Here is a 17,743-nt window from a genome sequence, read left to right on the forward strand (position 1 = left end):
AAGCAGCGCAGCAAGAAGCCTTTCCGCGGATCTTCGGTCCAGATTGCTGAGTTCTCGCTGAGAAGCCTACCGAATCGCGCGACAGTTATGCCTGGCCGGCGGATTGCCGGCCAGGCGCGATCGTCCGACCTATTCCTTGGCGGCGGGAGCGAGCAGCCCCGCGGCCTTCAGCAGGTTGTGCTGTCTGAGTGTGCTGTCGGCGAGGAGCGCGCGGTAGCGCTCGACGATGCGGCACCGATGCGCCTCGTCCGAAACCGCGTTCAGCGCGCCGAGGACCGCCGCGATCTTTTCGCTAACGGCGCGCAGCTCACCCAGGAGCTCGGAATTCTCCGCCAGCCGGAAAACGTCCGCACGGGTGAGCTGCCCGACGCCGAGCGGCGTCTTGGCGCCCTTCGACCGATAGCCTTCCGGCAGATCGCCCTTCAGGTTCGTGACAGCCCGGTTCCGGATCGAGTCGAGCAGCTGATCGACGGCCTGCTTAGCACCGGCGACACGGGTCGGGTGGTCGGTATCGGCTGCCGCATGCGGGAGAAGCTCGACCTTGTCTGCGTGCCTGGGAAGTAGCGACAGATAAGGCTTCATCGGTCCGGTCGGGCCTTCCGGACCCTTGAAGAGGTCCGCATCGATGGCCGCATGACGGACCTTGCCGGATGCCAGCGCCTCATCGAGCGCTGCGACGTCGACCAGTTCACCGCGATCATAGTTGATGAGCACGGACCGGTCGTTCAGCGCGGACAGGACCTCACGGTCCACCAGCCCCGTATTGGAGAATGCGCCGGTGGCGGGATCCTGCCTGCCCAAGCCGAGATGGACGGAGAGAACATCGGCGCCCTTTGCCGCGGCGACCGGCGTATCCGCATACTCGTAGCCTTCGGCCAGGATGTTGTCGCGATGAGCCGGACGAGCGTAGACGACCACGTCCATGTGGAAGGCCTTGGCGATCCGGGCGAGCTCGCGGCCGATATTGCCGTAGCCGAGGATGGCGATCCTTTTGCCTTCCAGCTTCTCGGTCGGGTATTCGGCCAGGTTCTTGCCCGTGTCGAAGTCGCCATTGACGACGCGCGCGTGCAGTTCCTCCACCGGAAGATCGGGCGTGACCTTGAGCAGCGCCTTTGCAGCCATCTGCGCCGTCGCGCGGCTGTTGATGCCGGGCGTGTTCATGAGCGGGGCCTCGCCGCCCTCGCCGTTCGGACCGCCCCAGGAGGCGGACCCCATGTTTCCGGTTCCGGTGCCGATGCGGACACCGCCCAGACGGAACTTCGCTCCCGAGGGGATGAAGGTCGCGGCTGCAATCACCGCATCATACTGGCCCTGATCGGTCTCAGCCAGAATTTCGTCGGCCGTGCTGAGATGCGGCTGGTAGAAGAAGTGGACCTTGCCGTCGTCGGAGGCGTCCGCGGACTTCACCGATCCTTCGTGGAACACGCATCCCTTTTCGCCGATGTAAGCCGCGAGCTCGCTATGGTCGAGACGCCCTTCCGAATCGAAGCGCAGGCCGATTGCATCGGCGATCAGCACCCTGAAAGTGCCCTCGCGCGGGCCAACGGCGGAAGCGCTGCTGCTCGCGGCATATTCGGCCTTGCTGCCTCTCTTTTCCAGCTCCTCTTCCAGGACGACGACCTTGGCGCGAAGATAGGCGTATTTCAGGTTTTCCAGGAGCGCGACGATGTCCGCGGGCTCGCGGATGCCGCCGACCCACGCGCGATAATCGCCCGGCGTACCCGGAAACGCGTTGACGTAACGCGCCGCGTCGAGGCCGGCCTCCTGATCGCCATTGGGGTGGGTGATGCCCTCATAGCCCAGAAGCTGCTTCGAGCGTGCGATGATGCGGGCGTGCAGCTCGGAGGACGACACCTCGCCGTCATTGACCTTCAGCAATGTGACGGCCGCACCGCGGCGTTCCCGCTCGTCGACCACCAGGCTGAACAGCGGATTCTTCGCGACCCATTCGTTGATGACTTCGCGGTTTGCGGACGAGCGCCTGTTGAGCTCGATGACCGAACCAATGCGGCGCTCGGTCTGCAGAACGCCGAACGTCGTCTCGGCAAAGGCCAGGGCGCTGTAGGTGTTGATGACGCCACCCAGCATCTTGTCTTCCTGGGCGTCGTAGAAGGGGCCGGCATCGACGGAGCGCTTGCTGCTGAGCGGCTGCTTCGGATCGAGCGGCGGGGCGATCTTCAACTGACGGGGAATAGCCCAGGACGGATTGCTCTGGTTTCGTTCGATGAGTGCGAGGGCGGCCGGGGTGAAGGAAGCGACAAAGTAGCCGGAGACGCCCCCGATTGCCTTCTGGAAAGGCATGAAGAGGCAGCATTTCGCCATGACGGCCCGCACGACTTCCGGCTCCCAGGGCATGGCGCCGAGCATGGATGTGGCATCGAACACGGCGTGCCTGTTCTCCGGATCGCCATCCAGCCACGTCAGAAGTTCGTTGATTTCCTCGTTGGTGTAGGAATTCGCGCCGGTGGTTTCGTGTCCGACGCCGACGAAGATGGAGACGCCGAGCTTGGCAAGGGTCCGCGCCGACGGGATCGCCCCCTCTTTCTCCGCGAAATAGATCCTGTTCTCGTCGCCCTTCTCGGCGAAGCGGTGCATCTCGATGAGCTGCGTCGCCCAGGACTGGCGGAAGAAGCCGGATGCACCGGCACCGCCGCTTTCAGGACGCGGCGTGTCCACATAGACGCGCTGTTCGGCGTCGTTGGCATTCAGAAGATGCTGAACGCAGACGGTATAGCCGCTGTGGCCGCCGCCCAGGCCGACGGCGATACGGTTGGTCTTGGGAAACTCGAAGTAGCGATGGATCGCCCGCATCATGTCCAGCAGGATCTTGTCCGCCGGGTATCCGCGATGCATGCTGCGCGAAAGTTCCGCCGTGGTGAAGGCGCCGATGTCCTTCCCGGTATCGTCGTATTTGCGGTACGTCTTCTCGATCCAGCGATCGAATTCTAGGCGCCGAAGCCGGCTGTCAACCTCATCCGTCGCAGCATCGGTGATCGGTCCTACCCCGAAAAACGGATTAGAGGGCAGCGAAGGAACACCATTCTTTGTCAACTCAAGCGCATCGAGCCGCTGCGCGTGCAATTCTGCGTCGGATATCATGTATAACCCTCTAGTTCCGATTGTCGGGCAGCGACTGTGACCGCTTCCCTGTTGTCGGCCGCCGGAAACCAGTCTCCGTTAAGGAAATGGGTTTCCTGACCAGGCAGGACCGTTCGGGCGCATAATGTTGGAGAAATCGTTCGGACGCGCCGCACATTTTCGACGATATGCCCATTCAATTGCGACATGGCGTGGGAATGGCACTCATAGGAAGCCCGCTCAAGCAATCGATGCTTCGGTTTTGTCGGCTGGGTTCGACGAGTTGGAGGATCAATGCGGTGGGCGGCCTATCGGCGGCTATTCGATAAAGCGCCCTCACCCGCCACCCTGACCCCCCCTCTTCTGGAGCAATCTGGCCTTGTGGTGGGCGCAATATTTCTTGCCGTCCGTCTTTGCGGCGCAGAAGAGATAGGGGCCGCCGCTGTTGATCGGCCAGATGCACTCGCCCGGCAGCAAGTCTTCCAACCGCTTGGCGAATTGCAGCCTGTTTGCGTCGTACTTGTTTGCAGGGGCGAAGTCTGTTTCGAATTTGGTCATGAGCATAGAACGGGCCGCATTCCTCCGCTTTGACTGATCAGCCGGGAAGCAGCGTCATCACCGGGACGGCGAAAATCACCGCGAGTGCGGCAATGACCGCGATCAACTCCAGCATCATGAAACGCTGCATATCGCGACGCATGGCGGTTTGCTCCGCGCTGTTGCGAGGTAATAGGAAACGTTTCGCGGCCCAAAAAAGTTCAAATCCCGAAAGAGTGCCGCAGCGCATTGCCCCGAAAAATCGAACCGATTTCGGCCCGATGCGCGTGCGACGCGCAGATGCAAAGAGTTACAGCGACCTCTGCGCGTCTAAATAAATACAGGCGCGGCCCTGTAGTCGCGTGACTGCAGTCCCACCCAGCCGGTTGCCGGGCGTTACTCGGCTTCCGCAGCCGGAGGAGGTTCACCCTCGGTCACCATCCGAATAAGGCCCAACTCGCTCCTTACCCCTTGCCGATAGAGGTGGAACAGCATCTTGCCGATCTCCGTGCCGCCCGCGCTCTCCGGCTCCAGATCCTTCGAGGAGCACACGTATATGTGAACGCGCCGAAGCATCGAGATTTCATCGTCATCTATCGCCAAGTCCGAGAAACGGTACCAGTTCACTTTGATCCTCCAATCAAAGCAGCTTCTTTGATGATGAACTGATATTGGTATTGCGATGACTGGATTCCAGAGCAGGACACGACCGTGCCGTCGGCGGCAAGCAACGATCGGCCGGCGTGAGAGGGCCACCTTTGTCGGAATCATGGGCGAGTTCGCTGGCGAGATCGCTCCGAAGCATCGCCCCGGGCAGTGAGGTCAGGCGACGAGCAGGGTTACGACCATGATTGCCGAAACCACTGCCAGCGAAGCAATGAGCGCGATCAACTCGACCACCGGGAAACGCTGGCTATCGCGTCGCATGGTGATCTCCTCCATGCCATGCCGGGATAGAAGGAACGCTTGAATGCCCGGATAGTTCATTGTCCCGGTCGTATCGATGGGCGGGTGATGTGCCCTGACTACAGCGCCGCGCGTCTTTTCAGGACGATGCGCGCTAGGCGGAATCATCCTCCACTTCTCCTTTGCGCTGCAGCCAAAGCGTCACAGCCCAGCAGAGAAGCGCCCAGCCGGAACCGACCGTCCAGCCGGCAAGCACATCCGTCGGCCAGTGAACGCCGAGATAGACCCGGCTGACCCCGACAAGCAGCGAAATGCACACCGCCCAGAGCAGGATAAAGGCCTTCGCCCTCCAGCGTGGCCGCACACGCGCGATCATCGCCGCCAGCGTCAGATAGACGACGGCTGCCATCATCGAATGGCCGCTCGGGAAGCTCGCGGAGGAGACGTAGGAACCGTGCGGCACGATGTCGGGCCGGGGTCTGTCGATCCCCATCTTCACCAGCATGCTCAATAATACGCCTCCGCCGACGGCGAAGACGACCGCGAGCGCAGCCCGTCGCTTGTCCATCATGACCAGATAGCCGGCGGCAGCGATGACGATCAGGGTCAATACCCCGACGCCTCCGAGCGCGGTGAAGTCGCGCATCATCTCCTCGAGCCACTCGGGCCCGAGCGGATCCGTCGGGTCCTCCTGGCTGCGCATGGATAGCAGCAGCAACCGGTCGACCGCGTCGGTCTCCCTTTCGATCACTTCATCGGCAAGTTCCAAGAAGGCCCACAATGCGCCTGCAGTCAGCAGCAAGGCGAGCACGAGCGGCCATTCCTTTCGGCCGAGCCACCTGTTCAGCCTCTCCGTCAAGGGTGCCTCCTCAAACCGGATCACACCCAAACGCCGATCCGCCGTCCCGGTTCCCGACATTCCGCCCGAACGCAGGCTGCCCGTTGCCTTGTCCGATCCGTTGAGTATGCCCCACGGCTTTCCGATGAATGCCGCGCCAACACAAAAACCAAGCGGATGACGCGTAGGCGAAGCCACGCAAGTCTGCTCAGGGCGCGCCAAGGTCGCATTTGCAACGGTTGAATTTCTCCGAGCCTGCTATCAAGGCGCCGTAGACGCAGCTTGTGCTCAGGACCTCGGAGATGCTGGATTCCCCATCCGTCAATCGCGACTTCGAAATGGCCCTGATCGGCCGATCACCGCCGGATGAGGCGGCGCTTCGACAGATCGAGGATGGTGCCGATCATGTGCTGGCGGAAGTCGGCATCCGGTTCGAAGGCGACCTGGAAACGGTCGATCTGTGGCGGCAGAACGGCGGCATCGTGAAAGGCGACCACGTCTTACTGGACGGCCCGCGGCTGCGAAAGATCATCCGCGAGAACGCACCGGAAAGCTTTACGCTCAGGGCGCGCAATCCCGTGCGGGACACGTCGATTGGGGCGAAGCATGCTCCCGTGTTCGCGCCGATCTACGGTGCGCCTAATGTCCTCCTCGAAAACGGCGAACGTAGCAGCGGATCATTGTCGATTTATCGCCGGCTGGTTTCGATGGCGCATGCGGCGCCGGCACTCTCCAACACCGGTCACATGATCTGCGTCCTCAATGACGTTCCCGAAACAGTGCGGCCGATGGAGATGGCGCTGGCGCATCTGACGCTCTCCGACAAGCCGTTCATGGGCTGCATCGCATCGCCGGAGGCGGCCGTAGACGTCATCGACGTCGCATCAATGGCGGTCGGCCGCGATGCGACGGACGGCGCCTGCGAACTTCTGCACCTGATCAACGCCACGCCGCCGCTGGTCTACAAGGACAACCCGCTGAAGGTGTTGCGCGCCGTTGCACGGCGCCGACAAGCCTGCATGGTTACCTCCTACATGATGATGGGGGCGACCTCGCCGGTGACCGTCGCCGGCACACTGATCCAAGGCTATGCGGAGGTCCTGGCGGGCCTGGCACTGACACAGCTCTGGTCGCCCGGTGCGCCGGCGGTCATGGGCCTCTTTGCCATTCCTTTCGGCATGAAGAGCATGCTGCCCTGCTATGGCGATCCGGCGTCGCATGTCGTGCAGATCTACGCGGTCCAGCTTGCCCGCCGCCTTGGCGTACCGATTCGCGGCGAAGGCGGCGTGACTTCCGCAAAGGTGGATGACGGCCAGGCTGGCGCTGAGGGCGCCAGAGCGACGGCCGCCTCGGTTCTTTCAGGTGCCGATTTCATCCTCCATAGCGCGGGCTGGCTAGAACAGGGCCGAAGTGTTTCGATCGGCAAATTCGAACGTGAAGCAACCGCGATTGCCCAACTCTATGGCATTGAGGCTGGCGAAAGCGCGCCTCCGCTACCGCTCGATCCTCGACTGGAATCGGAACTGCGGCAACGGATCCGCATGTGACCCGAGAGCCACTGCGCGCCCGAAGAAGCACGCGGCGCCGTCGAATACCACCCTTTCATCGCGGCGAGACGATGCCTTCGTAATACTCACCCTCCCCACCGACGTGGACCTTTCCGGACTGGCACGCCGCCAGGACCAGCAATGCCAGCAACAGCATGATCTTTCGCATCGAATCGTCCTTCCTGACGCGTTGACGATCATTGATATTCTGGCATCAGCGCCGGATCAAATCTCTCGGTTGGGATTGCGCCGTAGCATGATACGGGCGGGCCTTGCGCATCGGCCCGAAATTCGTACCCGATTTTCGGAAAGCTCGATGCGCAGATACAACGAGTTACAGCGACCTTTGCGCGTCTTAAAAGACGCGCGGCGCTGTAGCGGTCCGCCCGGGTGGCGTGTTCGTCCTGCGTTTCCCGGTCTATTCAGCCTTCACCACCTGTCCGCGGATCTCGCCGTCGGGATGGGCGGCCGTGTGCAGGTTGATATACATGCGCCCTTCGGTCAGCGCCGATGCCTGGGCTTCGTCCAGCGTTGCGGAACCTTCAGAGAGCGCCGACAGCTCGATCGGCACCATGGGCGGCGCATTCTCGCCGGGCGCGGCAGGTCCGTGGAAATGGGCAGCGGTCACATCGCCGCTCAGGCCCGACTGCTCGATGGTCCAAGTGAGGTTCTTGCTTTCCGTATCATAGGTGACATCGGCCGTTCCCGTTGCACCGGTTTCAGCCGGCGGCACCTCCTCGCTTCCCTTGAGTTCTGCCTCGAACTTCATCTCCTCCGCAAGTCCCGCCGAAGCGGCAGCGAGAAAGCCCAGCGCTACGATGATACCTGTCGTCTTTGTCCAAGACTGCATGGCTCATTCCTCCAATCTGACGCGGCTCATGCGTTCTTCGCCGCACGCATGTCATCCGAGACTGCCGCCGTCCTTGAACGCCGCTTCTCCAGCATGCGTCCAGGCGAAGATATAAGCAGCAGAGTGTAGATAAGGCGCAGGCGCTCGCCGGCCAGAGGGCGTCGGCTGTTATAGCCTCATTGGGCGTAGATCGGCGGGCTACACGGCCAGGCGAAAACCGCTGCCCGCGCGTAGTCCCTCGTCAAAGGGGCGTCGGGGGCACGATGCCCGTGTAGTATTCACCCTCGCCCGGTTGGTAGTGGTGGTAAACCGTGGGGCTCCCGGTTTGAGAACAGGCCCCAAGAACAGCAAGTGCCATCAGCAATAAGACCGCCCGCATGAGCTTCGTCCTTTCCGAATGACTGAAGTCGCCCACTTCTTCCCTTAGGGGAAGAGGATCGGCGTCATTGCACTGCGTTGCAAAACCGATAGTACATGCCGGACCGCTGTTCGCCCAGACCGCCGAAAGAAGACGGGCCTGCAACCGATGCCTTAAAGCGCCTCCAGCGCTTCGCGTCCCCTTAGGCAAATCCCCCTTGGTCCGTTGAATTTGCATCAAATGCAACCGCCGGGTTTCACCGCCGGTCAAAGGAAATCTGGCACAGAGGAGAAATAGACTTAACTCGGGGTTGAAAAGTGACCCAGGTTGTAACCGTTTCCGCAACGACGGCGGCCTATGCGGCGGAAGCCGTCAAACCGTCCGCCCGCATACGCGGCGACGGACCCACAGACGAGGCGATCACGCTGCTCTCGGCCCGGCCGGTCGAGCCCAAAGCCGCAGCGCTCGCACCGATCGCGAAAACCAAGGGGGCCTTATCCCAGGCGCTGATGCTGATCAGTGCCGAACGGCGCCCGCCGCAGGAGAGTGCGGCGGAAACATTGCGTCGTTACCTCGAGTTCATGCAGGAAGAGGAAGGAGACTCCGGTCAGGACGACGACCGACCGGATGAGCCCGAGGCGGAGGGGGAGCAGGAGGCCGACGAGGTCTCCGCCATGCTCGAGCAATTTATCCAACAGGGGTGATGGAGCGGACGCCACAGCGCCGCGCGTCTTATCATACGCGCAAAGGTCGCTGTAGTACTTCAATTGCTGCATGTCTTTGCCCTCAAATCGAGGTCGACTTAAGGAGACATGCAGTAAACCCGCTCCGCCGGAGTGGCCTTTACTCGTGCTTGTGTTGGTCCGTTCCGCCGGCGGCACTGCCGACCGGCAGCGCATAGTCCACCTTGCCGGCCTTTTCAAAGGTGAGCGTCAAGGGGATCACATCGCCTTCGGCAAAGGGCTTCTTCACCTCCATGAACATCAGGTGCAGCCCACCGCTTCTCAGCCCGACCGTTTCGCCCGCCGGAACGGCGATGCCGTCTTCGAGCTTGCGCATCTTCATCACGTCATTCTCCATCGTCATTTCATGGAGTTCGACGCGGCCTGCAGCCGGGCTTTCCGCCGCAATCAACCGGTCATCGGCGCTGCCGTTGTTCTTCACGATGAAACCACCGCCACCGACCTTGGCGCCCGGCAGCATGGCTTTCACCGCACCGCCGGAGATTTCGAGATCCCCCGCCTCCACCCGACCGGTGGTCTGGACCCCGCCGTGCGCGCCATGGGCATGCTCCTCGCCTGCGAGCGTCACGCTTATGGTCGGTGCCGGATTTTTCAGAGCATGGGGATCCTGCCCGGCGGCTGGCACTTCGTCCCAGGCGAGCCTGTCGTCCGCGCCGCAAAGCTGGACGGTCGGGAAGGCGAGTACCGTTTCCTTGTCGAAGCCGGAAACTTTGCCGCGGATCACGAAGGTGTCGTAATGCGCATCGGGCAAAGTGCCGCCCCTCCAGCGGATTTCGACCGGGCCGGAGGATACTTTTGTTCCGTGGTTGTCATAGGTCTTCTGATAGTCGCCCTTGATGATTTCAAGCTCCCAGCCGGGCTTCGGTTGCGGCTTTGCGAAGGCGAAGCCCTCGGGCAGCTTCACTTGTACCTCGGTCGTCGCCTTGCCGTCGCAGCCATGCGGCAGCTGTAGAACCGCCTTGAACGACTTTTCGTTCTGCGCCTGATCCACTTCGAAGGTCGCATGCGCGTGGGCCATGCCGGCTATGAGTGTCATGCCGGCGGTGAGAAAGGTAAGTCTGTTCATCTCGTAATCTCCAAACCACGTGCCTTGTGATCCATGGGCCCCGTGGTGCCGCGCGGGCGGCGGAATGCATTAAAGACTGGACTGGGGAGAATTACGAAAAAGCCGGCGGACCGCGCGATGGCGGCAGCAAGCGGCGGGCGACAAGTGTGACCTGGTCTGCAACGTCCGGCCTGGATACCAACCAGCTGCCGTTTACGACCGGCCCGCCTTCTTCGGGCGGCGACGGCAAGACGATCGATGCGGCCAGGCGGCAAGCCTCGCACACCGGCGCCTTGGCAGGCGCCTTCCCGTGCCGCGAATCGCCATCGACCCCGTGCGTGCCAAAGCAGATATCCGCGAAGGTGCCGTCGGGGAGAAGGTATTCGGCTGAGAGCGCCGGGCTCGCCTGCTGCGCGAGGCCGGGCTTATGGGCGAAGGCAAGGAAAAGGAGTGCGAAGGCTGTCAGCAGCCGCACCGCAATCCCGAGATTTTCCCCACGCCCGCTCATCGTCGCCTCATCGATACGAACTTGGTAACCCACAACCGCCAGGAATTGCAGAGGCCGAATTGCCGCAGGTGCCCTTGCCCCGACGCAAGCGTAAGGGCCCGAAAATCGGCCCCGATTCTGCCTAGCGTCCCAAAGGCCGCAGTGCGCTGTAAGGCCGTGGCGACAAAAATATGCTTGGACGCGACATTGTCCCTTGCCAAAATCCGGACTTCGCCGTTATCTGGATACGATCTTGTTGGGAGAAACCGGTTCGATCCGGTGCCGAAGGAGCAACCGCCCCGGAAACTCTCAGGCCAAAGGACCAACGGGATGCCGGTAAGGACTCTGGAGAGAAGCGTTTCACGCTCGCCGAAGGGATAACAATCTCAGGCAAAGGGACAGAGGGGGCTCGAATTTGTCGGCGCTTGGCGCCGGTAGTGTGAGCCGGCGCATGCTGCGCCAGACCTGGAGGCCGGACTTTGGAAAGTATCTCCCGCTTGAAGCATACGCCGCTGCACGCGCTCCATCTGTCGCTGGGTGCACGCATGGTGCCGTTCGCCGGCTATGAAATGCCGGTGCAATATCCGGAGGGCGTGCTCAAGGAACACTTGCACACCCGCGCGGCAGCCGGTCTCTTCGACGTCTCCCATATGGGGCAGATCGCCATCCGCCCTCGCTCCGGCCGGGTCGCCGATGCGGCTCTGGCGCTCGAAAGGCTGGTCCCGGTGGATGTGCTCGGTCTTGCGGAGGGCCGCCAGCGCTATGCGCTTTTCACCAACGACGAAGGGGGGATCCTCGACGACCTGATGATCGCCAACCGCGGCGACCATCTTTTCCTCATCGTCAACGCCGCCTGCAAGGCCGCCGACTTCGAGCATTTGCAGCGCGGCCTTGGCGACAGCTGTCTCGTGACAATGCTGAACGATCGCGCCCTCGTGGCGCTCCAGGGGCCCCGCGCCGAGGCGGTGCTCGGCGAACTCTGGGCCGACATCGCCTCCATGCGCTTTATGGATGTGGCGGAAGCGGACCTCCACGACGTCGCCTGCATCATCTCCCGCTCCGGCTATACCGGTGAAGACGGCTTCGAGATCTCCATCCCCGTTGCCTCGGCGGTCGACGTGACGCAGCGCCTGCTCGAGCACCCGGACGTGCTGCCCGTCGGGCTCGGTGCCCGCGATTCGCTCCGTCTGGAGGCGGGCCTCTGCCTTTACGGCAATGACATCGATACCGGAACGACGCCGGTCGAAGCGGCGCTCGAATGGGCGATCCAGAAGAGCCGCCGCGCCGGCGGCAAAAGGGCCGGTGGCTTCCCCGGTGCAGACCGCATCCTTGCCGAACTCGCTAATGGTACGAGCCGGCGCCGCGTCGGGCTTAAGCCGGACGGGCGGGCGCCGGTGCGCGGTGGCGCGAAACTCTTCGCCGATGCCGATGGCACGGTGGCCGCGGGCAGCGTGACCTCCGGCGGTTTCGGCCCGAGCGTCGATGGCCCCATTGCCATGGGCTATGTCGATGCGGCCTACGCCGGAAACGGCACGAAACTCTTTGCGGAGGTGCGTGGCAAATATCTGCCGGTCACGGTTTCCGCCCTGCCCTTCGTCAAACAAACCTACAAACGCTGACCAGGAGAAGCGCGTATGCTGAAATTTACCGAGGAACACGAGTGGCTGAAGATCGACGGCGGCGTTGCGACGATCGGCATCACCGAACATGCAGCCGGCCAGTTGGGCGATCTCGTCTTCGTGGAACTGCCGGAGGTTGGCGCGACCTTCTCCAAAGGAGACTCGGCTGCGACCGTCGAATCGGTCAAGGCCGCTTCCGACGTCTACTGTCCGCTCGATGGCGAAATCGTCGAAGTCAATCAGGCCGTTGTCGACGACCCCGCGCTGGTCAACAGCGACCCTCAAGGCAAAGCCTGGTTCTTCAAGCTCAAGCTCGCCGATCCGGGTTCGGCCGATGCCCTTCTGGATGAAGCGGCCTATAAGGAGCTCGTCAGCTGATGAGCATGCCAAAGGACTTCACCTTTACCGACTACAAGCCTTACGATTTCGCCAATCGGCGCCATATCGGCCCTTCCCCGGCCGAAATGGAGGAGATGCTGAAAGTCGTCGGCTATCCGAGCCTCGATGCGCTGATCGACGACACGGTTCCGGCTTCGATCCGGCAGGAAACGCCGCTCTCCTGGGGCGCTCCGATGACCGAGCGCGAAGCGCTCGACAAGCTGCGCGAAACGGCAAACCGCAATGAGAAACTCGTCTCGCTGATCGGCCAGGGCTATTACGGCACGATCACGCCGCCGGTTATCCAGCGCAACATCCTGGAGAACCCGGCCTGGTACACGGCCTACACACCCTACCAGCCGGAAATCAGCCAGGGCCGCCTCGAAGCATTGCTCAACTATCAGACGATGGTGTGCGACCTGACCGGCCTTGACGTTGCCAATGCATCGCTGCTCGACGAGGCGACAGCGGCAGCGGAAGCCATGGCCATGGCGGAGCGCGTCGCCAAGTCCAAGGCGAGGGCCTTCTTCGTCGACGAGAACTGCCATCCCCAGACGATCGCCCTGCTGAAGACCCGTGCGGAGCCGCTCGGCTGGCAGCTTGTCTTCGGCGATCCTTTCGAGGACCTGGACCCCGCCGCCGTCTTTGGCGCGATCTTCCAATATCCCGGCACCTACGGTCACGTCCGGGATTTTTCGGACCTCATCGCGAAGCTCCACGAGCAGGGCGCAGTCGCGGCCGTCGCTGCCGATCCGCTGGCGCTGGCACTGTTGAAGTCACCCGGTGAAATGGGTGCGGATATCGCCGTAGGCTCCACGCAGCGCTTCGGCGTGCCGGTCGGCTATGGCGGGCCGCACGCCGCCTACATGGCCGTGAAGGATGCCTACAAGCGCTCCATGCCCGGGCGCCTCGTCGGCGTATCGGTCGATTCCCGCGGCAATCGCGCCTATCGTCTTGCCCTGCAGACGCGCGAACAGCACATCCGCCGGGAAAAGGCGACCTCGAACATCTGCACCGCCCAGGTGCTCCTCGCCGTCATGGCGTCGATGTACGCCGTCTTCCACGGCCCGGAGGGCATCAAGGCAATCGCCCAGAGCGTGCATCAAAAGACTGTGCGACTTGCCATGGGTCTTGAACAGCTCGGCTATAGGGTCGAGCCGGATCTTTTCTTCGACACGATCACCGTCGAGGTCGGCAAGTTGCAGGGAATCATTCTGAAGGCGGCCGTTGCCGAGGGCGTGAACCTGCGCAAGATCGGCCCTACAAAGATCGGCATCAGCCTCGACGAACGGTCGCGGCCGGTGACGCTGGAAGCGGTTTGGCGCGCATTCGGCGGCGATTTCAACGTCGAGGCGTTCGAGCCCGGTTATCGGCTGCCCGAGGCGCTGCTGCGCACCGGCGAGTATCTGGCCCATCCGATCTTCCATATGAACCGGGCGGAGAGCGAGATGACGCGCTATATGCGCCGCCTCGCCGATCGCGATCTCGCGCTCGACCGCGCCATGATCCCGCTGGGCTCCTGCACGATGAAGCTCAATGCGACGGCCGAAATGCTGCCGATCACCTGGCCGGAATTTTCGGAGATTCACCCCTTCGCCCCCGCCGACCAGGCGCTCGGATACCAGCATTTGATCGAGGACCTCTCGGAAAAACTCTGCGCCATCACCGGTTATGACGCGATTTCGATGCAGCCGAACTCCGGCGCCCAGGGTGAATATGCGGGATTGCTCGCGATCCGGGCCTATCACATCGCCAACGGCAATGCGCACCGTGACGTCTGCCTGATTCCGACCTCCGCCCACGGCACCAATCCCGCCTCGGCGAACATGGCCGGGATGAAGGTCGTCGTCGTCAAGGTGAGCGATATCGGCGAGATCGACATGGACGATTTCCGCGCCAAGGCGGAGCAGTTTTCGGACACTCTCTCCTGCTGCATGATCACCTACCCTTCGACGCACGGCGTCTTCGAGGAGAACGTGCGCGAGGTCTGCGATGTCGTGCACAGGCACGGCGGACAGGTCTATCTGGACGGCGCCAACATGAACGCCATGGTCGGGCTTTCCCGCCCCGGTGATATCGGCTCGGATGTCAGTCACCTGAACCTGCACAAGACCTTCTGCATTCCGCATGGTGGCGGTGGTCCCGGCATGGGTCCGATCGGCGTCAAGGCGCATCTTGTTCCCTTCCTCCCGGGCCACCCGGAAGCGGACAAGCACGACGGCACGGTCTCGGCCGCTCCCTTCGGCTCGGCCTCGATCCTGCCGATTTCCTGGAGCTACTGCCTGATGATGGGTGGCGAAGGGCTGACGCAGGCGACGAAGGTGGCGATCCTCAACGCTAACTACATTGCCGCGCGGCTGAAGGGGGCCTACGACGTGCTCTACAAATCCGCGAAGGGCCGCGTCGCGCATGAGTGCATCATCGACACGCGTCCGCTTGCCGAAAGCGCCGGCGTCAGCGTCGACGACATCGCCAAGCGCCTGATCGACTGCGGCTTCCATGCGCCGACGATGAGCTGGCCGGTGGCCGGCACGCTCATGATCGAGCCGACCGAATCGGAAACCAAGGCCGAACTCGACCGCTTCTGCGCCGCGATGCTGGCAATCCGCGAGGAGGCACGCGCCATCGAGGAAGGCGGGATGGACCGGATCAACAATCCGCTGAAGAACGCGCCGCACACGGTAGAGGACCTCGTCGGGGATTGGAATCGGCCCTATTCCCGCGAGCAGGCCTGCTTCCCGCCCGGCGCCTTCCGCGTCGACAAATACTGGTCGCCCGTCAACCGAGTCGACAATGTCTATGGCGACCGCCATCTCGTCTGCACCTGCCCGCCGATCGAAAGCTACGCGGAAGCGGCGGAGTGAATGTGTCTGCAAAGGGGCGTGCCTTGGTACGCCCCGACGACGGAGTGGCGACGGCATTCCTCTCATCGAAATCGGGGCGTCCGCACCCTTGGCAACAACAGTTACTGCATGTGTCCTCAGATCGACCCCAAGGACAAAGACATGCGGCAAGCCAAAGTGCTACTGGGATGCTAGCATGAACAGGGCTCCGACTATCGGTCACTCCGTCGAGGCGGTGTCTGCGAGCTGGGGCAACCTGAAACTGTCGCTGAACAGCTGGCCGAGATCGAGTGTCGAGCGGACTCCAAGGTCATCGAAATGCTGGTCGATAAAGCGTTCGGCCCAGGCCCGTCCGCGCTCCTTGAGATAGAGGAGATAGCTCCATTCGGCCGCGAATTTGCTTGAGGCGCTAAGGTGCTGGATCTCCTCATGGGCATGAATCAGATGAACGTAGCTGTTCCGATAATGCTCGGATTCCAGCCCTTCCGCCTCGATCAATTCGTGAAGGAGATGGATGGCACGCAACTCCTTCAGGAGCGCTGCATTGAAGGTCACTTCGTTCAGCCGGTTGATGATTGCCCGGCCGGTTGTCGGCAATTCCTCGCGGACAAGCGGGTTGATCTGGACGATCACGATGTCTCGGGTGGCGCGGTCGTCGACGAGCGGATAGAGCGCGGGATTGCCGATATAGCCGCCATCCCAATAGGCCTCGCCGTCGATCTCGACCGCTTTGAACATGAACGGCAGGCAGGCGGACGCCATGACGGTATCGACCGACAGGTCTGGCTGCGTGAACACCTTGGCCCGGCCCGTGCGCACATTGGTGGCGGTGACAAACACCTTGAGGCTGGAGCATCGATTGACTGCGTCGAAATCGACAGTGCCGGCGATCAGGTCGCGCAGCGGATTGATGTCGAACGGGTTCAGTTGATAGGGAGAGAACTGCCGCGTGAACTGTTCGAACCAGAGATAGGCCGGGGACTGGTCGAGGCTGAAATTGTTCGTCATGCGGTCCCAAAGGGTGCGCTGCAGCGGAGACCAACGCGCAGCGTCGCTCACCGCCTTCCAGAATCCTGCTAGCGCCTCGCGTCCAACTTCCGCCCCCCCTTTCTCCAGGCCGTCCGCAAGCACGACCGCATTCATCGCGCCGGCGCTCGTCCCGCTGATGCTGCAGATGCGGATGCGACTATCTTCCAGCAGCCGATCAAGCACTCCCCAGGTCAAAGCACCATGGGATCCGCCACCCTGAAGCGCCAGATCGATTGACTTTTGTGTTACTTGATCGGACATGGTGTCACGGCTCGGTCAACAGCCGCGCATGGGCCGCGACATTGCCTTCGAATCAGCACTGTCAGTCGAAGGCGGTCCTAATGGCGACATCCTTCCCCTCGCGATTAAGTTGCTGCCCCGCATCCCGGTTGAACTCTATGCGAGATGGCGATCATCCTCAAGACTACACGGAATTGGCGAAGTCATCCGCGCCCGACTCCGCAGATCCTGCCGCGTACCCCGACCACCGTGAGAGCATGAGCCCGGTGGCCGCACAGTAAAAAATGGCCCGGCGGCAAGCCGGGCCCTTTTTTGAGGCGCAGTGAATAAGCAACCGTTCAGTTCGCCCGAACCACCGGATTGCCCTCGGCCGCGAGCGCGGCGAGGTCCGCCGGCTTCAGCTCCACCGATTCGCCGCAACCGCAGGCGGACGTCTGGTTCGGGTTTTTGAAAGTGAAGCCAGAGCGCAGCGGCGTGACCTCGAAATCCATCTGCGTGCCGAGCAGATACAGTACCGCCTCAGGCGCGATCCAGACCCTGGCGCCCTTATGCTCGACGAGATCGTCCTTGGCACTGGGCTCGGTGACGAGGTCGACGGCATATTCCATGCCGGCGCAGCCGCCCTTCTTGATGCTCAAGCGAATGCCCTTGGCGTCGCCCCCGGCATTCTCGACGATGGACCGCACGCGGCCGGCGGCCGCATCGGTCAGACTCATTACAGCAAAGCCCATCGGCTTCTTCTCCTTCGCGTCGCCGGGTTAAAGGCCCGGCGCTTTCCAGAATCGAATGTAATGCCCGTGTGTTGACGGATCAATGGCCTCCACGGCGTCGCGCGTGTCGTAAGACCCGCATGCAACAGGCTCAATACCAGCCGATGGCCACCTGCGCTTCTTCCGACATGCGGTCCGGTGTCCATGGCGGATCGAAAGTCATGGTGACCTCGACGCCGGAAACGCCCTCGACGGCGCCGACGGCGTTCTCGACCCAGCCCGGCATCTCACCGGCAACGGGGCACCCGGGAGCGGTCAGCGTCATCTCGACCTTCACCATCCGATCGTCCTCGATGTCGATCTTGTAGATGAGGCCGAGTTCGAAAATGTCGGCCGGGATTTCGGGATCGTAGACGGTCTTCAGTGCGGCGATGATGTCGTCGCTGAGACGCGCCAGTTCCTCGGCGGGAATGGCCGAGTGCACGATGCCTTCGCGGACATCGACCTTCTCTTGCGTTTGTTCGAGAGCCATCTC

Annotated in this window: 16 protein-coding genes and 2 riboswitches; of the genes, 5 read left to right on the forward strand and 11 right to left on the reverse strand. The window is 62.4% G+C overall.

What is annotated here, in order from left to right:
• Positions 1–129 precede the first annotated feature (129 nt).
• The 5 genes from SJ05684_RS07605 to SJ05684_RS07625 form a co-directional block, all read right to left on the reverse strand.
• Positions 130–3,099 (reverse strand): NAD(P)-dependent oxidoreductase, encoded by a 2,970-nt coding sequence (locus SJ05684_RS07605; RefSeq protein WP_034854831.1) that lies wholly within the window; start codon positions 3,097–3,099, stop codon positions 130–132.
• Between the two features lie 315 nt (positions 3,100–3,414).
• Positions 3,415–3,642, reverse strand: a complete 228-nt coding sequence (locus SJ05684_RS07610) for a hypothetical protein (RefSeq protein WP_050980010.1) — start codon at positions 3,640–3,642, stop codon at positions 3,415–3,417.
• Between the two features lie 369 nt (positions 3,643–4,011).
• Entirely contained in the window at positions 4,012–4,191 is a 180-nt protein-coding gene (locus SJ05684_RS07615; RefSeq protein WP_050980012.1) for a hypothetical protein, read from the reverse strand.
• Between the two features lie 246 nt (positions 4,192–4,437).
• Positions 4,438–4,689 (reverse strand): hypothetical protein, encoded by a 252-nt coding sequence (locus SJ05684_RS07620; RefSeq protein ID WP_034854833.1) that lies wholly within the window; start codon positions 4,687–4,689, stop codon positions 4,438–4,440.
• A complete protein-coding gene (locus SJ05684_RS07625; protein ID WP_034854915.1) occupies positions 4,676–5,380 on the reverse strand; it encodes a phosphatase PAP2 family protein in 705 nt (234 codons plus the stop codon). Before SJ05684_RS07625 ends, SJ05684_RS07620 begins: the two co-directional genes overlap by 14 nt.
• A 281-nt stretch (positions 5,381–5,661) precedes the next feature.
• Here SJ05684_RS07625 and SJ05684_RS07630 point away from each other — a divergent pair, with 281 nt between their 5' ends.
• Positions 5,662–6,906 (forward strand): trimethylamine methyltransferase family protein, encoded by a 1,245-nt coding sequence (locus tag SJ05684_RS07630; protein ID WP_034854834.1) that lies wholly within the window; start codon positions 5,662–5,664, stop codon positions 6,904–6,906.
• Between the two features lie 418 nt (positions 6,907–7,324).
• Here SJ05684_RS07630 and SJ05684_RS07635 read toward each other — a convergent pair whose 3' ends face one another.
• Positions 7,325–7,756 (reverse strand): CHRD domain-containing protein, encoded by a 432-nt coding sequence (locus SJ05684_RS07635; RefSeq protein WP_034854835.1) that lies wholly within the window; start codon positions 7,754–7,756, stop codon positions 7,325–7,327.
• Positions 7,757–8,431: 675 nt separating this feature from the next.
• On the opposite strand from SJ05684_RS07635, the gene SJ05684_RS07640 reads away from it, so the two are divergent.
• Positions 8,432–8,818, forward strand: a complete 387-nt coding sequence (locus tag SJ05684_RS07640) for a hypothetical protein (protein WP_034854836.1) — start codon at positions 8,432–8,434, stop codon at positions 8,816–8,818.
• Positions 8,819–8,957: 139 nt separating this feature from the next.
• On the opposite strand, the gene SJ05684_RS07645 is transcribed toward SJ05684_RS07640, so the two are convergent.
• Together SJ05684_RS07645 and SJ05684_RS07650 are read right to left on the reverse strand one after the other, a co-directional pair.
• A complete protein-coding gene (locus tag SJ05684_RS07645; RefSeq protein ID WP_034854837.1) occupies positions 8,958–9,923 on the reverse strand; it encodes a DUF1775 domain-containing protein in 966 nt (321 codons plus the stop codon).
• Between the two features lie 91 nt (positions 9,924–10,014).
• A complete protein-coding gene (locus tag SJ05684_RS07650; protein WP_034854838.1) occupies positions 10,015–10,410 on the reverse strand; it encodes a hypothetical protein in 396 nt (131 codons plus the stop codon).
• Between the two features lie 226 nt (positions 10,411–10,636).
• A riboswitch (glycine riboswitch) is annotated at positions 10,637–10,724 on the forward strand.
• A riboswitch (glycine riboswitch) is annotated at positions 10,725–10,801 on the forward strand.
• 67 nt (positions 10,802–10,868) lie between these two features.
• Here SJ05684_RS07650 and gcvT point away from each other — a divergent pair.
• Genes gcvT through gcvP form a run of 3 tightly spaced genes read left to right on the forward strand, consistent with a single transcriptional unit; the run spans position 10,869 to position 15,250 of the window.
• Positions 10,869–12,008 carry a glycine cleavage system aminomethyltransferase GcvT gene (gcvT, locus tag SJ05684_RS07655; RefSeq protein WP_034854839.1) on the forward strand — a complete coding sequence of 380 codons (1,140 nt, stop codon included), beginning with the start codon at positions 10,869–10,871 and terminating at the stop codon, positions 12,006–12,008.
• 15 nt (positions 12,009–12,023) lie between these two features.
• Positions 12,024–12,386 carry a glycine cleavage system protein GcvH gene (gcvH, locus tag SJ05684_RS07660; RefSeq protein ID WP_034854840.1) on the forward strand — a complete coding sequence of 121 codons (363 nt, stop codon included), beginning with the start codon at positions 12,024–12,026 and terminating at the stop codon, positions 12,384–12,386.
• Entirely contained in the window at positions 12,386–15,250 is a 2,865-nt protein-coding gene (gene gcvP / locus SJ05684_RS07665) for an aminomethyl-transferring glycine dehydrogenase (protein WP_034854841.1), read from the forward strand. Before gcvH ends, gcvP begins: the two co-directional genes overlap by 1 nt.
• Before the next feature lie 198 nt (positions 15,251–15,448).
• On the opposite strand, the gene SJ05684_RS07670 is transcribed toward gcvP, so the two are convergent.
• From SJ05684_RS07670 to SJ05684_RS07680, 3 genes are all read right to left on the reverse strand, one after another.
• Positions 15,449–16,519 carry a patatin-like phospholipase family protein gene (locus tag SJ05684_RS07670; RefSeq protein ID WP_034854842.1) on the reverse strand — a complete coding sequence of 357 codons (1,071 nt, stop codon included), beginning with the start codon at positions 16,517–16,519 and terminating at the stop codon, positions 15,449–15,451.
• Between the two features lie 317 nt (positions 16,520–16,836).
• Entirely contained in the window at positions 16,837–17,229 is a 393-nt protein-coding gene (gene sufA, locus SJ05684_RS07675; protein WP_034854843.1) for a Fe-S cluster assembly scaffold SufA, read from the reverse strand.
• Between the two features lie 130 nt (positions 17,230–17,359).
• The gene (locus tag SJ05684_RS07680; RefSeq protein WP_034854844.1) at positions 17,360–17,740 is read right to left on the reverse strand and encodes an SUF system Fe-S cluster assembly protein; all 381 of its coding nucleotides are present in this window, start codon (positions 17,738–17,740) and stop codon (positions 17,360–17,362) included.
• Positions 17,741–17,743 lie beyond the last annotated feature (3 nt).

Source organism: Sinorhizobium sojae CCBAU 05684 (assembly GCF_002288525.1).
In the GTDB taxonomy this organism is placed as follows: domain Bacteria; phylum Pseudomonadota; class Alphaproteobacteria; order Rhizobiales; family Rhizobiaceae; genus Sinorhizobium; species Sinorhizobium sojae.

What these genes read in the sequence shown, in the direction of transcription:
- SJ05684_RS07605 (WP_034854831.1), bottom strand. Translation starts at nt 3,099, where the DNA reads ATGATATCCGACGCAGAATTGCACGCGCAGCGGCTCGATGCGCTTGAG.
- SJ05684_RS07610 (WP_050980010.1), bottom strand. Translation starts at nt 3,642, where the DNA reads ATGCTCATGACCAAATTCGAAACAGACTTCGCCCCTGCAAACAAGTAC.
- SJ05684_RS07615 (WP_050980012.1), bottom strand. Translation starts at nt 4,191, where the DNA reads ATGCTTCGGCGCGTTCACATATACGTGTGCTCCTCGAAGGATCTGGAG.
- SJ05684_RS07620 (WP_034854833.1), bottom strand. Translation starts at nt 4,689, where the DNA reads ATGATTCCGCCTAGCGCGCATCGTCCTGAAAAGACGCGCGGCGCTGTA.
- SJ05684_RS07630 (WP_034854834.1), top strand. Translation starts at nt 5,662, where the DNA reads ATGCTGGATTCCCCATCCGTCAATCGCGACTTCGAAATGGCCCTGATC.
- SJ05684_RS07635 (WP_034854835.1), bottom strand. Translation starts at nt 7,756, where the DNA reads ATGCAGTCTTGGACAAAGACGACAGGTATCATCGTAGCGCTGGGCTTT.
- SJ05684_RS07645 (WP_034854837.1), bottom strand. Translation starts at nt 9,923, where the DNA reads ATGAACAGACTTACCTTTCTCACCGCCGGCATGACACTCATAGCCGGC.
- SJ05684_RS07650 (WP_034854838.1), bottom strand. Translation starts at nt 10,410, where the DNA reads ATGAGCGGGCGTGGGGAAAATCTCGGGATTGCGGTGCGGCTGCTGACA.
- gcvH (WP_034854840.1), top strand. Translation starts at nt 12,024, where the DNA reads ATGCTGAAATTTACCGAGGAACACGAGTGGCTGAAGATCGACGGCGGC.
- gcvP (WP_034854841.1), top strand. Translation starts at nt 12,386, where the DNA reads ATGAGCATGCCAAAGGACTTCACCTTTACCGACTACAAGCCTTACGAT.
- SJ05684_RS07670 (WP_034854842.1), bottom strand. Translation starts at nt 16,519, where the DNA reads ATGTCCGATCAAGTAACACAAAAGTCAATCGATCTGGCGCTTCAGGGT.
- sufA (WP_034854843.1), bottom strand. Translation starts at nt 17,229, where the DNA reads ATGGGCTTTGCTGTAATGAGTCTGACCGATGCGGCCGCCGGCCGCGTG.
- SJ05684_RS07680 (WP_034854844.1), bottom strand. Translation starts at nt 17,740, where the DNA reads ATGGCTCTCGAACAAACGCAAGAGAAGGTCGATGTCCGCGAAGGCATC.